Here is a 21,373-nt window from a genome sequence, read left to right as displayed (position 1 = left end):
GATTCCGTGAGGTCACCTACCAATCGGGTCGACGATGGTGTGCAGCGTGTCGACGAAATCCTGTGCGGTGGAGGCGTCGTAGAGGTCGGCGGAATACACGAGTTCGGCGTCGATCCCGGTGGGCTTTCCGTCGGCGTCGTGTCGCTCGGTGAAGTGGAAGTGCAGATCGCACTTGGCGATGTCGAGTGGCCGCGGAGTCACCTCGAAGTCGAGCCCGGAGACGTCGAAGGCCGCCGGAGCGAAGTTGTTCAGCGACAGCGCCACTTGGAAGAGCGGGTGCAGCGACCCCGATCGAGGTGGGTCGAGTACCTCGACGAGCCGTTCGAATTGCACATCCGCATTCGCCAGCGCACGTAGCTCCACGTCGCGGGATCGATCGACGATGTCGGACAGTGTCATGCTCGGGTCGACCCGGGTTCGCAGAACCAGTGTGTTGACGAACATTCCCACCACGTCGTCGAGCACCGGATCTCCCCGGCCCGCGATCGGGGTTCCGATCGCGATGTCGGGATCGCCGCTGAGCCGGGCGAGCAGTACCGCCACGGCCGACCTGAGCGCCGTGAAGAGGCTGGCGTGGTGTTCGTGCGCGGTGGCGAGCAGCCCCCGATGCGCATGCTCGTCGACTGTGAACGGAAGTCGCCCCGCTCGATAGGTCCACCTGTGCGGCCGGGGTCGGTCGGTGGGCAGCGCGAGTTCTCCGCGAAGGCCCGACAGTTCCTTCGTCCAGTGGCCGATCTGTTTCGACGCGACACTGTCGGGGTCGTTCTCGTCCCCGAGCATCGTTCGACGCCACATGGTGTAGTCCGCGTAGTGCACGGCCGGAGGCTCCCACTGGGGTTCACCGCCCATCGCCCGGGAACGGTAGGAGTCGGCGAGGTCGCGCGCCAAGGGAGCCAGGGACCACCCGTCCGCGCAGATGTGATGGAGGACGCAGGACAAGAGGTGGTCGTGGTCGCCCAGACGGAAGAGCCGGGCGCGGAGCGGAGGGTCGCGGCGCACGTCGAATCCCGCCGTCAGCAGGTCCGAGGTCTGGTCCTCCGCAACCGATTCGCCGGCGGGCACCGGCGACAGGTCGGGCACGGCGTCGACCACGTCGAGCACGCGCTGGTACGGACCCGCCGGTGAGTCCGGATACACGGTTCTCAGCGAGCGATGCCGGTGGAGGACGTCTGCCATCGCCGACTGCAACGCTTCGGCATCGAACGGCCCACGCACTCGTACCGTGAAGGGGATGTTGTGGAGAGCGGGATCCACGAGCGTGCGGTCGATGAATTGTTGCGAGGGAGACAGCGGTACGAGTTCGGGCATCACTTGGCCGCCCTGAAATCCTGCGGCGCCCAATCTCGGTGCCCCCCGCGCCTGCGCTCTCGACGGGTGTTCACAAGCGTCCGCAATCGACAGTGCGAGTGCTGCGACCGTCGGTGCATCGAACAGTTCTCGCACACCCAGCGTTGTGCCCAACTCGGCGTTGAGCGTCCCGACCACCCGGATGGCCGACAACGAGTCGCCGCTCAGGTCGAAGAAGGAATCGTCGGCGCCCACCGAATCCACCCCGAGTACTCGGGAGAAGACCCGGGCGACGCGGTGCTCGGCGAGTGTCTCCGGGTCGCGATGAGGCACCGAATCCGAGCCGAACTCCGGAACGGGTAGCGCCGACCGGTCGAGCTTTCCCGTCGGTGTCAACGGAATCGAATGCACGAGCATGAACGATTTCGGAATCATGTAGTCCGGCAGGAATCGCGCCGCGTGCGCTTTCAACGCTTCCCGACCGATCGGCGCGTCTCCCTCGACCATGAGGTAGGACACGAGGTTCGGATCACCAACCGAGTTCCTGTGCACCATCGTCGTGGCATAGGTGACGCCCGGATAGGTGTTCAGCGTGGCGTTGATCTCGCCGAGCTCGACCCGAAACCCACGGATCTTGATCTGGTCGTCGGCCCTGTCGAGAAACTCGAGAGTTCCCGCCACCGTCCAGCGCACCACATCGCCGGTGCGAAACATGCGGGATCCGCTGTCGCCGAACGGATCGGCCACGAATCGTGCGGCGGTCAGGCCGCAACGTCGATGGTATCCCCGGGCGAGGCCTGCCGTGGTGAGGTAGAGCTCACCGGCCGCGCCCGGCGGCAGCGGACGCAGACGATGATCGAGCACCACCGCATCCACACCGCGCATGAGACCGCCGATCGTCACTCTTCCGTCCGGTGACATCGGCTCGGTCAGAGTGACGCTGCATGTCGTCTCCGTCGGCCCGTACGCGTTACGCATTTCTCGGCCACCGGCCCAGCGTCGCACCAACTCCGGAGAAAGCACTTCTCCTCCGACCAGCACCAACTCCAGCTGGTTCTTCGCGGTGGAGTCGATTGCCGCCAGGGCCGAGGGCGTCGTCAACAGGTGGGTGACGTGTTCCTCGCGCAGCAACCGCGACAGCTCGTCGCCGCCGAAGTGCCCGGGCGGGGTCACGACGAGCGTTGCGCCTCCGATACACGCCGCGAGCACTTCGACGAGCGCGGTGTCGAAACTCGGTGAGGCGAAATGCAGAACACGAGAACGCGTGGACACCGCATACTTGTCCCGAATTTCCTGCGCCAGATTGGCGAGACCGCGATGAGTGACAACGACGCCCTTCGGCGCCCCGGTCGACCCGGATGTGTAGATCAGATAGGCGGGGTGGTCCAGACGCAGGGGGCTCGCTCGTTCCACATCGTCCGTCGTCCCGGAAAACGTTCCCAGACAAGCTTCTTCGACATTGTCGATATCGACAGTCAGCCAATCGACCGTGTCGGGTAGACGATCGAGCTCCGAACGTACGGTCAACCCGAGCGTCGCGCCGCAGTCGGCCAGGCAGTAGGCGACGCGGGCGCTCGGGTGTGCCGGGTCGATCGGGACATAGGCCGCGCCGGCCTTCGCGACCGCCCACAACGCCAGCACCGATTCGAGGGACCGGGGGACGGAGACTGCGACGAAGCTCTCGGGACCGATACCCCTGACGATCAGCTCCCGGGCGAGGCGGCCGGCGACGCGGTCCAGATCACCGTAGGACAGCGCACGCCCCCGGTCGCGTATCGCGACAGCCTCGGGATCATCGGCCACGGACGCCGCGAGGAGACGGTCCAGTGTCTTCGGGACGACATCCGGAAGTCCCTGCGCGGGGGCGAAGTTCTCGCGTTCACCGGCAAGGAAAACATCGAGATCGGAGATCAGGAACTCCGACTCGATCGAGGCGGTGAATCGGTCGAGGAAGGCGAGGAATCGGTTGTGGTGCCCGGCCAGTTCGGCCTGACCGTACAGGGACGAGTTCCCTTCGAAGTCGATCCGGGCGGCACGGTCCGACGATCCGGGATAGATGTTGACGGCGAGGTCGGCGACCGGACCGGTGGTGAGGACCCGAACCGTTGCCTGCACGGCGCCCAGCGTGATCTCCTTGAACATCATGAGGTTGATCACCGGGCCGAAATGCATGAGTTCCACCCCGCCCGAGGCGAGGTCGCGGCCGATGTCCTCGCGGCGGTAGCGCTGGTGGCGCAGGGCCGCCGTCACTGCAGCCTCGGTCGTTGCCACCGCGTTCCGAACCGTGCCCGAGCCGATACCCCCGAGTCGCAACGGGATGACGTTGGAGACGCATCCTCCTGACGTCCGCAGGCGGGCCGTCGTTCTCGCCGATACCGGCAGGGAGAGCACCACGTCGTCGCTGCCGGTCATCCTGGCGAGGTACGAGGCGAAGGCGGCGACCGTCACTGCCGTGGCATTGCGCGAACTCGCGCTTCGAGCTGCGTGTCCGGTTGCAGTCCGGGCGGTCGGGCCGGAACGCGCGGCGCGTCCGCTCAATCCGACGACGGAAGGGAGATCGCTGCCCTGCTCCCGCCAGTAGTCGCGGTCCCGGACGAAACGGGTGGAGGTGCGGTACGCGGCGTCCTCCTGGATGACGCGTTCCGGTCCCACGGCGCGGCAGTCCGGCGGTTCCCTGCCCTCGACAGCGGCGACGTACAGCTCGGCGGTGCGGCTCATCAGCATCATCGCGGCGTACCCGTCCGACGCAATGTGGTGCGCGCGCGAATACCAGTAGTAGTGCTCGTCTCCCAGTTGCAGAATGTGTGACGTGAGGAGCGGCCCGTCGTACATGTCCGTGCGCGCGCTTCGGTCGTGGTGCATCCACCTGTGGGCCGCCTCGACAGGGTCGTTCTCGTCACGAAAGTCGGTAGTGGGCACCCGATCTACCACAGTCGGGTCGATCACCTGATGTGGCTGCCCGTCGACATCCAGGAGACGGATTGCTCCCCAACCGAATTCGAGGTGCGCGCGACGGGTGCAGTCACAGAGGACTGCGAGGTCGACAGGCCCGTGCAGCTCGGCGTAGTGGGCGATGACGTACGGAATCTCCGGCGTGAGCTGCTGCGCGAACCAGATGGACCGCTGCGCGGCGGTCAAGGGCAGGGCGGTGGTCATTGCCACAAGTGTGCGCGCCTGCCGCACCCCTCACCAGCCACCCCAGGGTGTGCAACTACCCCCGCGAGATAAAAGGGGTGCCTTCGCCGCGATCCGGGTAGCGTCGAGCGCGTGACTATTCGCCTTGGTTACCAAATGCCGAACTTCAGTTACTCCGACTCCGTCGCGGATCTCTTCCCGACGGTCATCGCGCAGGCGCGCGAGGCCGAGTCAGCCGGCTTCGACACCGCGTTCGTGATGGACCACTTCTACCAGTTGCCCGGGATAGGCAAGCCCGACGAGCCGATGCTCGAGGCCTACACCGCCCTCGGCGCTCTCGCCACGGCCACCGAGACCATTCAGTTGTCCGCGCTTGTCACCGGCAACACGTACCGCAACCCACCCATGCTCGCGAAGACGGTGTCCACACTGGACGTCGTCAGCGGCGGCCGCGCCGTCCTCGGTATCGGGGCCGGCTGGTTCGACCTCGAGCACCGCCAGTTCGGCTACGAATTCGGAACGTTCACCGACCGCTTCGAACGCCTCGACGAGGCACTACAGATCATTGCGCCGATGCTGCACGGGGAGCGTCCCACCTTCGACGGCAAGTGGTACCACGTCGAAGACGCCATCAACGAACCCCGGATCCGCAACGACCTGCCGATCCTCCTCGGCGGTTCCGGCGAGAAGAAAACGTTCCGGCTGGCCGCCCAGTTCGCAGACCACCTGAACATCATCTGCAACGCGGCGGAGATCCCGCGCAAGCTCGAGGCCTTGGACGCACGCTGCGAGGAGGTCGGGCGAGACCGTTCCACCCTCGAGACCAGCTACCTGGCTTTCGTCATCATCGACGAGGACGGCGACCGCGCCCGGCAGCTTCAGCAGGAATTCCTGCTCACTCAGGGCGTCGACCTCTCCACCGCCTCCGACGACGAGCGGGCCGCGGCCACCCAGCGTCAGTTCTGCGGATCACCGGACGAGGTGGCCGAGCAAATCCAGACCCGCGTTCTCGACAAGGGCATCGACGGCATCGTCCTCAACCTCGTGGTGAACGGGCACGAGCCCGGCATCGTCGAGCTCACCGGGCGCACGTTGCGTCCGCTGGTCGACGCCTGACCGTTCCGGCAGCCAGGAATACGCGCACTGCCTCCGCGGTTGGACTTCGGAGGTAGTGCGCGAGGCTAACGTCTCGCGCCTGTTCGGTGACGAAAGGTGACGAAGTCCGTGAGTGCTGCGCTGTCGATTCTGGATCTGGCCCACATCCGCGAGGGCGACTCGGCGCGGAACAGCTTCGAGGCCAGCGTCGCGCTGGCCCAGCTCGCGGAGACGCGCGGCTACCGCCGCATCTGGTACGCCGAACACCACAACATGGCATCGATCGGGTCGTCCGCGACGAGCGTGCTCATCGCCCACGTCGCCGCACACACCAGCACCATTCGTTTGGGTGCGGGCGGCATCATGCTGCCCAACCACGCCCCGCTGACCATCGCCGAACAGTTCGGCACCCTCGAGACCCTGCATCCCGGTCGCATCGACCTCGGACTCGGACGCGCACCCGGCAGCGACCAGAAGACGATGTACGCGCTGCGCCGCGACCCGGCGTCGGCCGACAGATTCCCGCAGGACGTTCTCGAGCTCCAGGCCTACCTGGCAGGCAAGTCCCGGGTTCCCGGCGTCGACGCGATCCCGGGCAAGGGCACCAACGTCCCCCTCTACATTCTCGGTTCGTCGCTGTTCGGTGCTCAGCTCGCCGCGAAGCTCGGTCTCCCCTACGCCAACGCGTCCCACTTCTCCCCCGACTCTCTGGTCGACGCCGTGACTCTGTACCGGGACCGCTTCGAGCCGTCCGAACAGCTGGCGGAGCCGTATGTGATCGCCGGTGTCAACGCCATCGCTGCAGACACCAGCGAGGAGGCGCATCGGCAGTTCGAGTCCTCACTGCGGCGTCGCGTGGTGCAGATGGTCGGCCGCGGGCAGAAGTTCACGCCCGAGGAAGTCGACCTGATCATGACCTCACCCGCAGGTCAGCAGATCACCCAGATGGTGCGCTACTCCGCCGTCGGAACGCCGACCGAGGTCAAGGCGTACCTCGACGAGTTCGCCGAGCACGCACAGGCCGACGAGCTGATCGTCGCCTCGATGGCCGAGGACACCGAGTCCTGGCTGAAGTCGTACGACCTCCTCGCCGACGTGTGGCGCTCCGCGCCCGTGCGCGGTTAACGAGTCTCTGGACTCGTCAACCGCGCACGAGCGCCGGAGGCGCCTACTGGTGCACGATCACGCCACGCAGGTTCTTTCCGTCCCGCAGATCCTGGTAACCCTCGTTCACCTGCTCGAGCGTGTACTTGGTGGTGATCAGCTCGTCGAGCTTGAGCTGACCCGCGTCGTACAGGCGCAGCAGGCGGACGATGTCGTACTGCGGGTTGGCCGAACCGAACAGCGAACCCTTGATCGTCTTCTGGTTCAGGGTCAGGTCGGTTCCCGAGATGTGCACCGTGAGCTTCGCTGGGTCGGCGAGGCCGGTGATGACGACAGTGCCGCCCTTGCCGATGACGGCGGTCGCGTTCTGCACCACCTCTTCGTCGACGGTGCCCACCAGGATGAGGGCCTGATCGGCGCCCTGCCCCCAGGTCAGTTCGTTGACCTTCTCCGCTGCAGTCGCGGCGTCCGCGAACGCGTGGGTGGCGCCGAACTTCAGGGCGGCCTCCCGCTTCATCGCCACCGGATCCACCACCACGACATACTTGGCGCCGGAGCCGACCGCACCCTGCACGGCGTTGATGCCGAGACCGCCGATGCCGTAGATGACGACCGTGTCACCGGCGCGAACTCCGCCGGCGTACACCGCGGTGCCCCAACCGGACGGCACACCGCAGCCGACGAGGACGGCGGTCTCCAGCGGGAGCCAGTCGTCCACCTTCACCACCGAGTGCTGCGAGATGGTGGCGCGCTCGGCGAACGTACCGAGCATGCACATGGCACCGAAATCCTGCTTGCCCGAGTGGAACCGGAACGAGCCGTCGGGCATCGAACCCTCGAGGATGGTGGCGCCCATGTCACACAGGTTCTGGCGGCCGGTGGCGCAGTACCGACACGTGCCGCAGTTCGGAATGAAGCTGCAGACCACGTGGTCGCCGGGCTTTACCTTCGTGACACCGGGGCCGACTTCCTCGATGATGCCGGAACCCTCGTGCCCGCCGACGATGGGGAAACGCGGTGGCAGATCGCCGTCGGTGAGGTGCAGGTCCGAGTGACACAGGCCTGCTGCCACATACTTGATGAGCACTTCGCCAGGGCCCGGACCGTCGAGCTCCAGTTCCACGATTTCGAACGGCTTGTGCGTTTCGAACAGAACCGCTGCTTTGGTCTTCATGTCTTCTCCTCGTTGAGTGACGGTCAGAGTGCGATATTGACGGCTTTGGTCTGGGTGTAGAGATCGATGGCGGTCGCCCCGAGCTCACGTCCCCAACCGGACTGCTTGTATCCGCCGAACGGCATGGCGGTGTCGAACCCGTTGTACTGGTTGATCCACACCGAACCGGCTTTGAGCTGACGGGCCGTGAGGTGCGCCTTGGACAGATCCTTGGTCCAGATTCCGGCGGCGAGGCCGTAGATGCTGCTGTTCGCCGCCTTTGCGACTCCCTCCTCTGCGTTGAACGGGAGCGCTGCGACGACGGGGCCGAAGATCTCCTCCTCGACGATGCTGAACTCGGGCTTCACGTCCACGAACACCGTCGGCTCGACGTAGAAGCCGGTGTCACCCCAGCGCTTTCCGCCGGTGAGGGCGCGGGCGCCGTCGGCGAGTCCGGCGGCCAGGTAGCCGGTGACCTTGTCGAACTGCTCCTGCGACACCAGCGGTCCGAGCTGGGTGGTGGGGTCGAGTCCGGGACCGATCTTGACCTGGCTCGCGGCCTCGGCGACCGCTGCGGTGAAGTCGTCGAAGATGCTGTCCTCGACGAACATCCGGGTGCCCGCGACACAGCACTGGCCGTGGTTGAACAGCCAGGCGTTGAGCGATCCGGTGACGGCGGCGTCGAAGTCCGCATCCGCGAACACGACGTTGGCGCTCTTGCCGCCGAGTTCGAGCGACACCTTCTTGAGGTTGCCCCTGGCGGCGTCGACGATCTTCTTCCCGACCTCGGTGGAGCCGGTGAACGCGATCTTGTCGACGGCGTCGTGGGCGGATAATGCCGCGCCGGCGTCGCCGTACCCGGTGACGATGTTGACCACGCCGGGCGGGAAGCCTGCCTCCTCGAACACTTCACCGAGCAGCAGGGCGGTCAGTGGTGTCTGCTCCGCGGGTTTGAGGATCACCGTGTTGCCGGCCGCCAGTGCGGGCGCCAGCTTGAATGCGGCCATGAGCAGCGGGAAGTTCCAGGGAACGATCAGACCGCAGACGCCGACGGGTTCGCGCAGCGTGTACGCATGGAACTGGCCACCGGGGACGAACGGCATGCTCACGTTGACCGTACTGCCCTCGATCTTGGTGGCCCAGCCTGCGAAGTAACGGAAGATGTCGGCCGACCAGGCGACGTCGACTGCCGCGGCGATGCCCGCCGACTTGCCGTTGTCCAGCGCCTCCAGCTGACCGAATTCCTCGGCGCGCTCGGAGAGGATGTCGCCGACCCGCCAGATCAGCCGTTCCCGCTCGTTGGGCTTCATGGTGGCCCACGGGCCCTCGTCGAATGCCGTACGTGCGGCCCGGACTGCACGGTCGACGTCTTCGGCGCCACCGCGTGCGACGGTGGTGAGCACCTGCCCGGTGGCCGGGTCGATCGTCTCGAACGTCGCGCCGCTCGCCGCTTCCACCCACTGCCCTCCGACGAGGAATCGCTTGGTGCCGGACAGAAAGTTCCGTACCGACGGCAAGAGTTCCGCTTGGCTGGGTTCGATCGTCGCTGTCATCAAAACCTCCGAAGTTGTGAATGTGACGTGGCTCATAGTGCACTGGTTGCCATATCACTAACTGTCCTGACTTCGGACACCTCCGGACGGTCGCGGATCGGTGGATGAAACTGCAGTTAGACGGGGATATCGAGGGCTCGGATCCGGACGTAGAGCGTGCTGCGGCTGATGCCCAGCGCGGCCGCGGCATGCACCTTGTTGCCGCCGCATTCCTCCAGTGCGTCGACGATGGCCTGGCGTTCGGCGCGCTCACGCCCGGCGAGACGGGTCACTCGCTGCGGCGTCCGATATGACTCCGGCAGATCGGAGACAGCGATGTTCGCGCTGGTGCGTCGCCGCACCGCAGTCCGCAGGACGACGGACAGCTCGGCGAGATTCCCGGGCCACTCGCGGGCCACGAGCGCTTCGATCGTGCTTGCCGTGAGGCACAATCCGGGTTCCAGCGAGTCGAGAATCGCCTGCGCGATGTCCGCGAACTCGCGGCTGCGTTGCCGCAACGGCGGGAGCACCACCTGTCCGGAACACCGACCGATCAACCCGGCAACGCTCGGTGGGACACTGTCGAGAGGTGTACTCGTCAGGACGATGCGCGGCCCTGCTTCCGATTCGAGCATCTTCGCGAGAATCGGTTGCATCGACTCGGGAAGCAGCTGCACCTCTTCGATCCCGAGGACGTCCACCGAACTGGATGCCAGCGTCACCAGCCTGTCGAGCCATCGCTGCGTGCCGTCGAGCGCGATGCCGGCAGCGTCCATACATTCGAGCGACTTGTCACCGGCGAGGTCGCGAATCGCGGTGGTTCTGCCGGTGCCCGGCTCACCGCTGATGACCACCGGTTCCCTGGTGTCCCGCAGCCGTGCGAGTTCAGACCTGCTGCGCTGCAGCACCGAACTGGACGCCAATCTCCCGCGGCGAATCGGCGTGGTGGTCCGATGTTCCGGGCGCACGACGAACACCGCCCCGCCCTCCGTGCCCTCGACGTAGTCGGCCTGCACCATCGCCGCTTCACCGGATGACAGTCGAATACGAGCCGTCTTCGACTGATCGGGGCGCAGATCTGCGACCATGCTCCGGAGCGTCGCATGGTCGGCCACCTGGAGAAGGTCCAGCGCGACCCGATTACTGAGATGGATGTCCTCGCCGATCGCGGTGACCGCGAGCTGATTCTGGGGCGAGATGCGCTGGAACGCGTCTACCAGGCGCTGTTGTGACACCCGAGACCCCTCGAGCAGGCGTCGTTCGATGTCACTCGCCGCGCGCGCGAGGAACGGGGCGAATAGCGGGTTTGCCCGGGCAGCGGTCCCCGTCATGTCGAGGATGCCTTCCACCCGGCGAGTCGCTGGATGGACGATGGGGTGGCCGTAACAACTGAAGTCCTTGAACCGTTCGAGGTAGTGCTCGTCGCGGTGAATGACGACGCCACGGCGGATCTCGAGCGGCGTGCCCAGCGCCGTCGTTCCGACACAGTCCTCACCGAATCGTGTGCCCAGCACAGCGCCGGCCGCGTCGATCATTCGCTCGACCTTGGCCCCGTCGAAGAGCCTGGCCACTATGCGGCAGTCGCGGTCAGCGAGGAGAACGCAGAAGCCGGTGCCCTGGATCTGGGATTCCATTTCGGTGAGGATGGGCCGCGCGGCCTGCAGTAACCGGCTCGATCCGTCGAGGTCGCTGCAGGGATCGGCGTCCGGCGTCGAACTCGGTTCCAGGCCGCTGAGCGCCGACCGCTTCCACGACAATGCGATTTCGGGCCGCATTGCCGCAGACCCTGTCGAGCCGCCGAATACCACCCTCGCCTCCTTGGCCTGTGCGGGGCCGTGCACACGACGCGCGCCCCCTCCTGAACGTACCGACAGCCTGTGACCCACGCCATAGTGCCGTGCGGCCGGGTCCGTAAGTGTCCGAGATCTGCACACGTGCCGCTATCCGGCGAAGAGTTCTCTCACGAACGGGATGGTGTCCGCCTGGGACTCGATCAACGTGCCGCTGTGATCGGTGGGATAGGTCTTGAACGTCACCGGCTCACCGTTCGCAGTGAGTGCCGCCACCAGGGAGAACGCCGAAGGAGCAGGAACGTCGATGTCCGTGAGTCCTTGCCCGATGAACAGCGGGCGGTCGTAACCACTCGTGGGCACACCCATGTAGTCCACCAACAACGGGTAGAAGTTCGGGATCTCGTTCAGCGGCTTGCTGAAGAGGTCACCGACGATCACCCCCTCGGCGGCCTCGTGCATCTCGTGGACGCACAAATGCTCGGCGGCGTCGACATACTGCGCACCGAGTGGGGTGAGGTAGGCGTCGAGGCCGATCTCGGGATGAGCCGAGCGCAGGCCGGCCAGGATGTAGAACAGATACGACGTGAGCCCTGCCGGAATGGCGGTCGGGGGAACTCCGGGACCGAGCGGCAGCAATGCCAACTCGATGTTCGCAGGGACGCCGGTACCGACGGCGCCGCGGTAGTCGAGCGACTTCCCGCCGTACTCCGTCGCATAGCGCCCGGTGATGACAGCGGCCCCGCCGCCCTGAGATTGGCCGACCACCACCCACTTGTTCGACAGCGAATCGTCGACGGCGCGCGCAGCCTTCACGGAGTCGACGACGCTGTGCGCCTCTACCTTGCCGTCGAGATAGGGCATCACTCCCGGCGTGCCCAGCCCGACATAGTCGGTGGAGACGATGGCATATCCCTGCTCGAGCCAGCGCCCGAGGTACGGATAATCCCGCTCGGGCAGGGCCGGCCCGACGAGAGAGGGAGCGCAGTGATCGGCCAGACCCGAAGTGCCGTGCGCCCACGCGACCACTGGCCAGCCACCGTCGGGCGCCTCGCCGGGGGGCACGTACATCGCCCCGGTACTGAGTGCAGGATCGCCGTCCGGGCCGATCGACCAGTAGGTGATGCGCTGCGCGTCGGCGGCACCGGGAATCCATAGAGCGGATGGGAGCGGAGCCACTTCCACGACATCACCGGGTGCCCCGGCGGCATCGTCTGCGAACGCGGAAGGGGCGGCGAGGCACGTGCCGACCATCGTCAGGGAGGCTACGGTCACACTCGCGGCCGCCCGTGACATACGTATGAGGGGTCTCTTCACCGACTCACCGTAGAAGGGGTTATAGCGTCGACACCAGCACTTCCATCGACCATTGGAGGACGACGCCGTGACGCTCGACTCGTCTGCCCCCGACTACCGCGCCCGGATTGTGGCCGAACAGGCCGATGCGGAGCGTCGGCTCGCGTCGCTGAGAAGGCGCTTCACCGCCATCGTCGAAGGATCGGAATTCACCACGGACGACGACGAGCACGACCCGGAAGGGTCGACCATCGCGTTCGAACGGGCCCAGGTCTCGGCCCTGCTCACCGATGCACGCCGGGACGTGGAAGAGCTGACGGCCGCGCTGGCGCGACTCGAAGCCGGAACCTACGGCACGTGCATCCGGTGCGGAAGGTTGATCGCCGACGTCCGACTCGACGCACTTCCCGCCGTCCGCACCTGCATCGAGTGCTCGGGCTGACGCGCGTGCCGTAGCCTCGTTCGGCGCTTGATCGGGGTCAGTGGAGGATCGAAATCAGTGCAGGATCGGGGTCAGTGGAGGATCGAGGCCCACGCCCGGCCTGCCACCTCGCGTGCTCGCCGATGACCGTCGGGCGGGTCTACGCCCTCCGCAAGATCGGCGAGTGCTTCCGCCAGGTCTCCGATATCCACCTGATGTCGCATCGAGGTGTCGAGCAGTTCGTCGAATGCTTGGTCCGGGCTGTACGAGTCCCCTCGCGCGTCGGTCAGGATTTCTATCGCTGCATCCAACGCGGAAAGGTGGCGCGTTTCGCGGGTGTCGCGGTGAGCTTCAATTGTCAATCTTTCGCCCCAGAGTTGTCGCTGCTCGGCGTTTTCCGATCATGTGTGGGCACATCACATCACGATTGGTGCCGATTCGTCGCCTATTTCCCCGCAACAGCCAAAGTTGTTTCCGGACAGTGACATACGCCAGCTCCGAAACTACTTGTAACCGCCGTTCTTACCGAGGGGTTCTACTCGGCGGTATTCCTCGCACGCGTGCGGGAGGTTCGGTACGACAGTTCTGAACAACTCCAGAACAGCGGATCCGAACCGTACAGACCGTCCGCTCCGGGATACTGACAACCGGCGGCATTTTCGCCGGTTTCGAACGGGCGGCCGTGCGCCGCGCTGTCCCAGTGGACGCCTCGGCAACGGAACTGTTCAGGATCGGGTGATGGACGTGAAACTCGTCGTCGACCTCAATCGGTGCCAGGGATACGCACAGTGCGTATTTCTCGCACCGCGTGTCTTTACGCTGCACGGCGAGGAGTCCCTTCTCTACGACGCCGGACCGGACGACGGCGAACGGGAGCGGGTCTCGCAGGCCGCGGCCGCCTGCCCGGTGCAGGCCATCACCACCGACATTCGGCCGCAGTCGCATGAGCAGTGACATGCGGGTCGTCATCGTCGGTGCATCGCTCGCCGGCTTACGCGCAGCGGACGAGTTACGACGACTGGGGTTCGGCGGCCCACTGACCATGATCGGTGACGAACCCTACGAACCGTACGATCGGCCACCACTGTCGAAAGCGGTGTTGCTCGGGATCATGCCGCCAGAACACGCGACGCTGCCCGCCCGGACCGAACTCGACGCCAAGTGGAGACTCGGTGTCCCGGCAACCGCGCTGGACCTCGAGGACAACCGGGTCGTTCTCGGCGACGGCGACAGCGTCCCCTTCGACAAGGTTCTGCTCACGACCGGGGTGCGGGCACGCCCGTGGCCGAAGCCGGAGGAAAGCGGCCTCGACGGTGTCTTCACGGTTCGCACCTTGGACGACTCGCGGCGCCTCGACGAACGGCTGTCTGCCGGTCCCGGTCATGTGCTGGTCATCGGTGCCGGATTCACCGGTTCGGAGATCGCATCGGTGTGCCGCGAGCGCGGGTTGTCGGTCACGGTCACCGAACGTGGACCGGCACCGCTGGTGGGCGCCCTCGGCGGGGTTGTCGCGGCGGTCGCGGCTGACATGCAGCGCGACCACGGTGTCGACTTACGATGCGGCATCACCGTTGCGCGATTGGAAGGTGACGGGCATCGCCGACTGCGCCAGGCACACCTGTCGGACGGAACAGCCCTCGACGTCGATGTGGCCGTCGTCGCTCAGGGCAGCATCCGGAACACCGAATGGTTGGCCGGGTCCGGTCTCGCCGCGGGACCACGGGGAGTGGCCTGCGACGCCGGCTGCCGCGCGTTCGACCTCAACGGGCTCGTCACCGACAACGTTTTCGTGGCCGGTGACATTGCCCGGCAACCACATCCGCTCTATGACTACCAACTGATCGCGCTCGAGCATTGGGGCAACGCCATCGGGCAAGCGGAGGTGGCTGCGCACAACATGATTCACGAGGGGTTGCACCGCCGCCCTCATCTCGACATTCCGGCGTTCTGGTCCAGCCAGTTCGGGGTCAACATCAAATCGGCCGGTATCCCCACCTATTCCGATCAGGTGGTCGTCACCCAGGGGTCGGTCGAGGAACGCCGATTCGTCGCCGCCTACGGTTTCCGTGGACGCCTCACCGCGGCAGTCGCGTTCAACCACGGCAGGTGGCTGGACTTCTACCGCGACCTCATCGAATCGGCGGCTGCCTTTCCGCCCGACTTCGCCGTGATGGACCGGACAGACCCCTGGGAGGTGCGGTCGTCGGAGCTGCCCGACCCCGCCATTCTGAGCCACGGCCCGACCGTGTCTGTGACCGGACACCTGCCCACCGAGCGCCACGTCGAGTTCGTCGCGGCACCGAAGTAACCGAAGCAACAGGGAGACTCGTCATGTCGCGTGCGCAGTTACTCGAACGCATCACCGACCAGTCGAATCGAGCGAACCCATATCCCTTGTACGAGGAACTTCGCGAGACACCGGCGGCGCTGCAGGACAACGGTTCCTACCTCGTCGGGCGATATTACGACGTCGCCGCGCTGCTGCACGATCCGCGTATCAGTTCCGACTTGCACAACCGCCGTGCAGGAATGCCCGGGGCCGATCGGGCCGACAACGGTGGACCGGCATTCATCCGTTTGGACCCGCCCGAGCACGACCGGCTTCGGCGATTGACGACGCGGCAGTTCGGACCGCCACACATGCCCGGCAGGGTCGACTCCATGCGCGGAGAACTCGCGGACCTCGTGACCGCCCTTGTCGACAACCTCGAGGGAAAGGACCGCATCGATCTCGTCGACGACTTCGCGTATCCCTTCCCGGTGTCCGTGATCTGCCGACTGCTGGGTGTTCCCCGCGAGGAGGAACCGCGTTTTCACGTGTGGGCGGATGCACTGGTGGCCTCCATCGAACCGACCCGCGATTCGGACAGCGACGCGAAGATGAAGGCAGCTCAACAGGCGCAGATGGAAATGGGCATGTTCATGGCCGGGCTGATCGAGGAACGCCGAAAGAATCCGGGTGGCGACATGTTGTCCGGGTTGGCGGCCGATCACCATGAGGGCGGTCTCGACACCCTCGAGTTGGTCACCAATTCGATCATGTTGTTCATCGCCGGCCATGAGACGACCGTCAATCTCATCACCAATGGAATGCTCACCCTGCTCCGCAATCCGGGCGAGCTGGATCGCCTGAAGCGCCATCCGGAGCTGATGCCTCTGGCGGTCGAGGAGTTGCTGCGGTTCGAACCGCCCGTCCATTTGGTTCCCCAGCGAACCCCGATCGTCGACATCGAGGTCGGCGGCGTGACCGTGCCGAAGGGTTCACCGATCGTCCTGGCTTTGGCCTCCGCCAACCGGGATCCGGAGCGGTTCACCGACCCCGACCGGTTCGTTCCCGACCGCGCCGACAACCAGCACCTCGGCTTGGGCAGCGGCATACACAGCTGTTTCGGCGCACCACTCGCCCGGCTCGAAGGTCAGATGGCGCTCAATGAACTGATCCGCCGACTCCCGAACCCGCGCCTCGTGGAGGACCCGCCGCCGTACCGACCCAACCCGGTGCTGCGCGGTCCTCGGCACCTCATGGTGGATTGCGGGTAATTCCTGCTGCATCACCCTGCACCTCACTCTGTTCGGTGCAGACTCCGGCCTCGTGTTCCACCCGCCCGCGCATGCTCGATCAGTTCACCGGGGTGGTGCCGGTGATTGATTCGCGGAGCTCGTGCGGGATCGATCTGCGGTGGTGGGATCCATTCGGTCCTGCCCGGAAATTCTGAATCAGGCCGGGTTGATGTGGTGTTCCAGCCGGCTGAGCCATCGTTGACCTGTGCGTGGCACGCATCGCATGCGAGGGTGAGGTTGTCGATGTCGGTCCCGCCGCCTTTCTGCCAGTCGGTGACGTGGTGGACGGCGCACAGACTGGCCGGCGCGGCGCATCCCGGACGGGTGCATCCACCGTCGGAAGCGATCAGTGCAAGCCGCTGATCGGCATTGGCGAGCCGGCGACGTCTACCGAGGCGCAGAGGACGGCCGGAATGGTCGAACAGTACGAGAACCGGATGAGCATGCTCGGCGAGCTTCAATGCGTCCTCGAGGGGTAGGAGGCCACCGCTCGCTGTCGTCGCGAGACCGCCTGCGGCCTTTTCGAGTTGATCCAGCGTCATCGTGATGATCGCGGTGACGGGCAGGCCGCGATGTCTGCCGAGTACCCCCGTTTCGAGCAGTGCCCGGAATATGGCACTGAACGCGTCATGGTTACGTTGGGCCGCCGAGCGGGTGTCGTGCGCCGCCGCCGCTGCGAGTGCTGTGCGATCGAGTGTGGGGTCTTCGCTGTCACCCGTCGGTGATTCCGGATCGCCGGGGTTGTTCATTCCGGGGCGGGCCCATTTGGCGAGGATCGGGTCGAGCAACGCTCGCGCCGTGGGGTCGAGTTCACCGGAGATTCTCGACATCAGTTCCGAATCCTGCCGCGCGAGCGAGATGCCGCGTCTGCGCCTGCGGTCACGGTCGTCACCGAGGTTTCCGTCTGGGTTGAGGTACGCGAGGATCCGGTGCCCGGCCTGCTCGACGTCCTCGGGTGTCCCGGTTCGCGCCAGCTGGGCCAGGATCGATTCGGCGTGGGAAACGTCGTCGTTGCCGACAGCGTGCGGGATCTTCCGCATCACCTTGGCCACTGCGCGCGCGTGTCCGGGAACGATGTCGCCGTCACGTTGCGCTGCAGCAGTTTCCGGCAGTGATGGGTCGATCGAATCACCGGGCAACGTATGCCACCCGCCGAGGCTCCGCGCTGCCGTGACGCGGGCGGATGCGTCCACCGCAGACACACGGAGAACATCGACTAGTAATTTGTTCGGCGAGTTGTATCCGAGCGCGGCCGGTATCGAGCGTTCGACACTCTCGACGACCAACCGATGTGACACCGCGTCGGCGCGGCGCAGCGACTGCTCCAACCGCCGCATGGCCTCGAGCACGTCGGCGTCGCGCAGTGCCGTCGAATCGCTTCCGAGGAGCACGTCAATAGACGCAGACAACGTCGACAGCTGCTCTGCCACCGGACTATTCAACACTGAGCTAATCAACAATGAGCTAATCAACAATGAGCTAATCAACAATGAGCTAATCAACAATGAGTTATTGAGCACTGCGCTATTCACCGACCCCCCAGTCGAACTGACGAGTGCAACACTACCCCAGGGGTCCGACACGTTCCGCAGATCAACGCGTCAGGACTCCCCGCCCCGCAGGGTGTCGGACGGCGTCACCCCGTACTTGCGCCGGTAGGCGGCCGCGAATCTGCCGGTGTGCATGACACCCCAGCGCGAAGCGACGTCGGAAACCGTTGTCGGAGAGCAGCTTGCACAAAGGTCTGCGTGGACGCGCTCGAGCCGGACGTCGCTGAGATATTCCATCGGCGTCATGCCCACGTATTCGCGGAATCCCTGCTGCATGCGGCGGACGCTGACGTCGACGAGTTCGGCCATCTCGCCCGCTGTCCAGGGGCGGGCGGGGTCTTGTTGGATCGCGTCGACCACCCGTTTGACGATGCGCGGTCGGATACCCGATGCGCCGGCGTCGTCATCTGGCATCGCGGCGAGCACCAGCGCGGTGGTGAGTGCACCGCAGAGCTGCCGCGACACCTGCTCGCTCTGCAGGAGGATGCTGTTGTGCAACGCCTGGTCGGCGACGGATCGGACGAATCCCAGCCATTCGGCGCCCGCGCCGGACCGCAGATCGAGTTGCCGCGGCAACTGCCGGCCCGGCCTTGCGAGTACGCGATCCATCTCCCGCTGCAAATAGTTTCGCTCCACCTTGAAACCGATGATTTCGCAGGAGCTACTCCAGTCGGTGATCACGGTGCGGGTGTCAGGTGGGCAGATGGTCGCGAATCCTGGCGTCGAGGTCACTTCCCTCGCACCGGTGACGGACACGATGTGGCCGGCCAGCGGGATGTTGATGCCGTATGCGCCCGGGTGGTCGGATTCGATCGACACGGCCGCGCCGAACCCGATTCGCGCGAGCCGGGAGGGGCCGAGTTCGGTGGACTCGAGCGATGACCTTGCCGCGTCGTCCCGGGACAGCGGACGCAGGTCGTGAGGGAAGTACGCGTCGGCCACCACCTCGTGGACTTCGTCCCAGTCCGTGAAACCCGAACCCACCAGCTGTTCTCGCATGCCTGCTTCCAGACCTCTCACCTCGCGCTACGGCCGCGCACGGGCAATTCCCGACCTTAGCATCGCCTGTGATGTCCGTCACTACAAGGGCGTGGACGCCGGCCCCGGCAACTCTCTTTCGCGATCCGGATCGCGCCTTCGCAATGCGGATCGACGGGTTGTGACGGCCGTCATATGTTGTGTGCATGCCCCGGAAATGCAGGGGCGTTCGCACGAATCGTGCAGAAAGGCGGTCTCGAAATGGATCAACGCACTCTGCGTAACATCTTCGGCCAGTTCGCCAGCGGCGTCACCGTGATCACGTGCACCAACGCAGACGGCACTCCGCACGGAGCTACTGTCACGGCCTTCACCGCCATCTCGATCGAGCCTCGGCTGTGCCAGGTGACGCTGACCCGGAAATCGAAGGCGTGCGGCTACTTGACCGACGCACCGTTCGCGGTGAACATCCTCGCCGCCGATCAACTCGCCACGGCCATGCACTTCGCCGGGAAGCCGCAACGGACGGAACCGGTGTGGGACTCCGCGGGTATCGCTCCCGCACTGTCCGGCAACGCAGCAACGCTGATCTGCTCACCCTGGGCCTCCTACGACGGCGGTGACCACATCATTTTTATCGGCGAGATCGTCGACGCGTCCGTCGACTCGACCAAAGATCCGCTGCTGTTCTACCGCAGTACTTTTCATGACCTGGGAGCCACTTCAGGTACCACGGCGTGGAACGGCTGCCTCGACGACCCTCACAGCGGATGGTTCGACGCCGCCGCCTCGTTCACTCCGCTCCACCTGCAACTCGCCCAGGCTGCCTCGTAATTCTGATCGAGAGGAACACCATGACCACCACCGAATCCGCCCCCGAGACCGCCGTCGACCGCACCAAGGTCAACGTGGCCGCCGACAGCGAGGCCAACCGCACGAAGAACTTCGCGTCGCGGCCCATGACCGGTGACGAATACATCGAATCGTTGCGCGACGACCGCGAGATCTGGTTACACGGCGAGCGAGTGAAGGACGTCACCACCCACCCGGCGTTCCGGAACCCCATTCGCATGACCGCGCGTCTCTACGACGCGATGCACACCGGCGAGCACGTCGACACATTGACAACACCCACCGACACCGGAAACGGAGGCGTCACCATGCCGTTCTTCCGGGCGTCGAAGACTTCGGACGACCTGCTGAAGGACCGCGACGCCATCGCCACCTGGGCACGGATGACCTACGGCTGGATGGGCCGGTCCCCCGACTACAAGGCCTCCTTCCTCGGAACCCTGCACGCGAACAAGGAGCTGTACTCACCGTTCCAGGACAACGCCGAACGCTGGTACAAGGAGTCACAGGAGAAAGTCCTCTATTGGAACCACGCCATCATCAACCCGCCGGTCGACCGGCAGCTGCCCCCGGACGAGGTCGGCGACGTGTTCATGAAGGTGGAGAAGGAAACCGACGCGGGAATCGTCGTCTCCGGTGCCAAGGTGGTCGCGACCGGTTCGGCTATCACCAACTACAACTTCATCGCCCACTACGGTCTGCCGATCAAGAAGAAGGAATTCGCGCTCATCTGCACGGTGCCGATGGACGCACCGGGAGTGAAGCTGATCTGCCGCACGTCCTACACGCAGCAGGCGGCGGTGATGGGAAGCCCGTTCGACTACCCCCTGTCGAGCCGGATGGACGAGAACGACACGATCTTCGTCTTCGACAAGGTACTCGTGCCGTGGGAGAACGTTTTCATGTACGGCGACGTGGAGAAGATCAACGCTTTCTTCCCGCAGTCAGGTTTTCTGCCGCGCTTCACCCTGCAGGGGTGCACGCGACTCGCCGTGAAGCTCGACTTCATCGCCGGACTTCTGATGAAGGCGCTCGACGCCACGGGAGCGGGCGGCTTCAGAGGCGTGCAGACCCGCGTCGGTGAAGTGATCGGCTGGCGCAACTTGTTCTGGTCCCTCACCGAATCGATGGTCCGCGACCCGGAGCCGTGGGTGGGCGACACGGTCATCCCCAAGCTCGAGTACGGCCTCACCTACCGCATGTTCATGCAGCAGGGTTACCCCCGCATCAAGGAGATCATCGAGCAGGATGTGGCATCCGGGCTGATCTATCTGCCGTCTTCGGCCGCCGACTTCAAGAGTCCCGCCGTCCGGCCGTACCTCGACAAGTACGTCCGCGGGTCGGAGGGCATGACCGCGGTCGACCGCGTCAAGATCATGAAGGCGCTGTGGGATTCGATCGGCAGCGAGTTCGGTGGCCGCCACGAACTCTACGAACGCAACTACGCCGGTAACCACGAAGGCGTCAAGGCGGAACTGCTCATGTTCGCCGAGAACCGGGGAACCGTCAGCTCCATGAAGGGCCTGGCCGAGCAGTGCCTGGCCGAGTACGACCTCGACGGCTGGACGGTGCCGGACCTGATCGGCAACGACGATGTCTCCTACTTCGGCCGCAGCTAG

16 protein-coding genes are annotated in these 21,373 nt (G+C 65.4%); 8 read left to right on the top strand and 8 right to left on the bottom strand.

The window, feature by feature from the left end; genetic code table 11:
* Nucleotides 1–12 precede the first annotated feature (12 nt).
* Nucleotides 13–4,443: a non-ribosomal peptide synthetase gene (locus JQT59_RS10780; RefSeq protein WP_213576129.1), complete on the bottom strand. Its 4,431-nt coding sequence runs from the start codon at nucleotides 4,441–4,443 to the stop codon at nucleotides 13–15.
* A 111-nt stretch (nucleotides 4,444–4,554) separates the two neighbouring features.
* Between JQT59_RS10780 and JQT59_RS10775 the strand changes: the two genes are divergently transcribed.
* Together JQT59_RS10775 and JQT59_RS10770 are read left to right on the top strand one after the other, a co-directional pair.
* The gene (locus JQT59_RS10775; protein ID WP_213576128.1) at nucleotides 4,555–5,538 is read left to right on the top strand and encodes an LLM class F420-dependent oxidoreductase; all 984 of its coding nucleotides are present in this window, start codon (nucleotides 4,555–4,557) and stop codon (nucleotides 5,536–5,538) included.
* Nucleotides 5,539–5,646: 108 nt separating this feature from the next.
* Nucleotides 5,647–6,642, top strand: coding sequence for an LLM class flavin-dependent oxidoreductase (locus JQT59_RS10770; RefSeq protein ID WP_213576127.1), 996 nt, complete (start codon nucleotides 5,647–5,649; stop codon nucleotides 6,640–6,642).
* A 43-nt stretch (nucleotides 6,643–6,685) separates the two neighbouring features.
* Here the strand turns inward: JQT59_RS10770 and JQT59_RS10765 are convergent, their stop codons facing one another.
* The 4 genes from JQT59_RS10765 to JQT59_RS10750 all read right to left on the bottom strand — a co-directional run bounded on the left by JQT59_RS10765 (nucleotide 6,686) and on the right by JQT59_RS10750 (nucleotide 12,392).
* Nucleotides 6,686–7,795 carry an NDMA-dependent alcohol dehydrogenase gene (locus JQT59_RS10765; RefSeq protein WP_213576126.1) on the bottom strand — a complete coding sequence of 370 codons (1,110 nt, stop codon included), beginning with the start codon at nucleotides 7,793–7,795 and terminating at the stop codon, nucleotides 6,686–6,688.
* A gap of 23 nt (nucleotides 7,796–7,818) precedes the next feature.
* Nucleotides 7,819–9,327: an aldehyde dehydrogenase family protein gene (locus JQT59_RS10760; protein ID WP_213576125.1), complete on the bottom strand. Its 1,509-nt coding sequence runs from the start codon at nucleotides 9,325–9,327 to the stop codon at nucleotides 7,819–7,821.
* A gap of 116 nt (nucleotides 9,328–9,443) precedes the next feature.
* Nucleotides 9,444–11,147, bottom strand: a complete 1,704-nt coding sequence (locus tag JQT59_RS10755) for a sigma-54-dependent Fis family transcriptional regulator (protein ID WP_502939813.1) — start codon at nucleotides 11,145–11,147, stop codon at nucleotides 9,444–9,446.
* Nucleotides 11,148–11,246: 99 nt separating this feature from the next.
* Nucleotides 11,247–12,392: a lipase family protein gene (locus JQT59_RS10750; RefSeq protein WP_213577629.1), complete on the bottom strand. Its 1,146-nt coding sequence runs from the start codon at nucleotides 12,390–12,392 to the stop codon at nucleotides 11,247–11,249.
* Between the two features lie 88 nt (nucleotides 12,393–12,480).
* Between JQT59_RS10750 and JQT59_RS10745 the strand changes: the two genes are divergently transcribed.
* Entirely contained in the window at nucleotides 12,481–12,834 is a 354-nt protein-coding gene (locus JQT59_RS10745; RefSeq protein WP_213576123.1) for a TraR/DksA family transcriptional regulator, read from the top strand.
* A 71-nt stretch (nucleotides 12,835–12,905) separates the two neighbouring features.
* Here JQT59_RS10745 and JQT59_RS10740 read toward each other — a convergent pair whose 3' ends face one another.
* Nucleotides 12,906–13,175, bottom strand: coding sequence for an ANTAR domain-containing protein (locus JQT59_RS10740; protein ID WP_213576122.1), 270 nt, complete (start codon nucleotides 13,173–13,175; stop codon nucleotides 12,906–12,908).
* 373 nt (nucleotides 13,176–13,548) lie between these two features.
* Here JQT59_RS10740 and JQT59_RS10735 point away from each other — a divergent pair, with 373 nt between their 5' ends.
* Genes JQT59_RS10735 through JQT59_RS10725 form a run of 3 tightly spaced genes read left to right on the top strand, consistent with a single transcriptional unit; the run spans nucleotide 13,549 to nucleotide 16,353 of the window.
* Nucleotides 13,549–13,767, top strand: a complete 219-nt coding sequence (locus JQT59_RS10735; RefSeq protein WP_208960214.1) for a ferredoxin — start codon at nucleotides 13,549–13,551, stop codon at nucleotides 13,765–13,767.
* Nucleotides 13,757–15,121 (top strand): NAD(P)/FAD-dependent oxidoreductase, encoded by a 1,365-nt coding sequence (locus JQT59_RS10730; RefSeq protein ID WP_213576121.1) that lies wholly within the window; start codon nucleotides 13,757–13,759, stop codon nucleotides 15,119–15,121. Before JQT59_RS10735 ends, JQT59_RS10730 begins: the two co-directional genes overlap by 11 nt.
* A gap of 23 nt (nucleotides 15,122–15,144) precedes the next feature.
* Complete coding sequence (locus JQT59_RS10725) at nucleotides 15,145–16,353, top strand: cytochrome P450 (protein WP_213576120.1); 1,209 nt, start codon at nucleotides 15,145–15,147, stop codon at nucleotides 16,351–16,353.
* Nucleotides 16,354–16,376: 23 nt separating this feature from the next.
* Here JQT59_RS10725 and JQT59_RS10720 read toward each other — a convergent pair whose 3' ends face one another.
* Both JQT59_RS10720 and JQT59_RS10715 read right to left on the bottom strand, forming a co-directional pair.
* Nucleotides 16,377–17,804: an HNH endonuclease signature motif containing protein gene (locus JQT59_RS10720; RefSeq protein WP_213576119.1), complete on the bottom strand. Its 1,428-nt coding sequence runs from the start codon at nucleotides 17,802–17,804 to the stop codon at nucleotides 16,377–16,379.
* A 171-nt stretch (nucleotides 17,805–17,975) separates the two neighbouring features.
* Nucleotides 17,976–18,923 (bottom strand): AraC family transcriptional regulator, encoded by a 948-nt coding sequence (locus JQT59_RS10715; RefSeq protein ID WP_213576118.1) that lies wholly within the window; start codon nucleotides 18,921–18,923, stop codon nucleotides 17,976–17,978.
* A 240-nt stretch (nucleotides 18,924–19,163) separates the two neighbouring features.
* On the opposite strand from JQT59_RS10715, the gene JQT59_RS10710 reads away from it, so the two are divergent.
* Both JQT59_RS10710 and JQT59_RS10705 read left to right on the top strand, forming a co-directional pair.
* The gene (locus tag JQT59_RS10710; protein WP_213576117.1) at nucleotides 19,164–19,736 is read left to right on the top strand and encodes a flavin reductase family protein; all 573 of its coding nucleotides are present in this window, start codon (nucleotides 19,164–19,166) and stop codon (nucleotides 19,734–19,736) included.
* Nucleotides 19,737–19,756: 20 nt separating this feature from the next.
* Entirely contained in the window at nucleotides 19,757–21,373 is a 1,617-nt protein-coding gene (locus tag JQT59_RS10705; protein WP_213576116.1) for a 4-hydroxyphenylacetate 3-hydroxylase family protein, read from the top strand.

The sequence above is a fragment of the Rhodococcus sp. USK13 genome (genome assembly GCF_018343855.1).
Lineage (GTDB): Bacteria > Actinomycetota > Actinomycetes > Mycobacteriales > Mycobacteriaceae > Rhodococcus_F > Rhodococcus_F oxybenzonivorans.
The sequence above is the reverse complement of the archived record's forward strand: the minus strand, read 5'-3'. Positions and strand labels throughout refer to the sequence as shown.

Excerpts from the sequence above, each read along its gene's own strand:
- JQT59_RS10780 (WP_213576129.1), bottom strand. The coding sequence starts at position 4,443 with ATGACCACCGCCCTGCCCTTGACCGCCGCGCAGCGGTCCATCTGGTTC.
- JQT59_RS10765 (WP_213576126.1), bottom strand. The coding sequence starts at position 7,795 with ATGAAGACCAAAGCAGCGGTTCTGTTCGAAACGCACAAGCCGTTCGAA.
- JQT59_RS10760 (WP_213576125.1), bottom strand. The coding sequence starts at position 9,327 with ATGACAGCGACGATCGAACCCAGCCAAGCGGAACTCTTGCCGTCGGTA.
- JQT59_RS10750 (WP_213577629.1), bottom strand. The coding sequence starts at position 12,392 with ATGTCACGGGCGGCCGCGAGTGTGACCGTAGCCTCCCTGACGATGGTC.
- JQT59_RS10730 (WP_213576121.1), top strand. The coding sequence starts at position 13,757 with ATGAGCAGTGACATGCGGGTCGTCATCGTCGGTGCATCGCTCGCCGGC.
- JQT59_RS10725 (WP_213576120.1), top strand. The coding sequence starts at position 15,145 with ATGTCGCGTGCGCAGTTACTCGAACGCATCACCGACCAGTCGAATCGA.
- JQT59_RS10715 (WP_213576118.1), bottom strand. The coding sequence starts at position 18,923 with ATGCGAGAACAGCTGGTGGGTTCGGGTTTCACGGACTGGGACGAAGTC.
- JQT59_RS10710 (WP_213576117.1), top strand. The coding sequence starts at position 19,164 with ATGGATCAACGCACTCTGCGTAACATCTTCGGCCAGTTCGCCAGCGGC.
- JQT59_RS10705 (WP_213576116.1), top strand. The coding sequence starts at position 19,757 with ATGACCACCACCGAATCCGCCCCCGAGACCGCCGTCGACCGCACCAAG.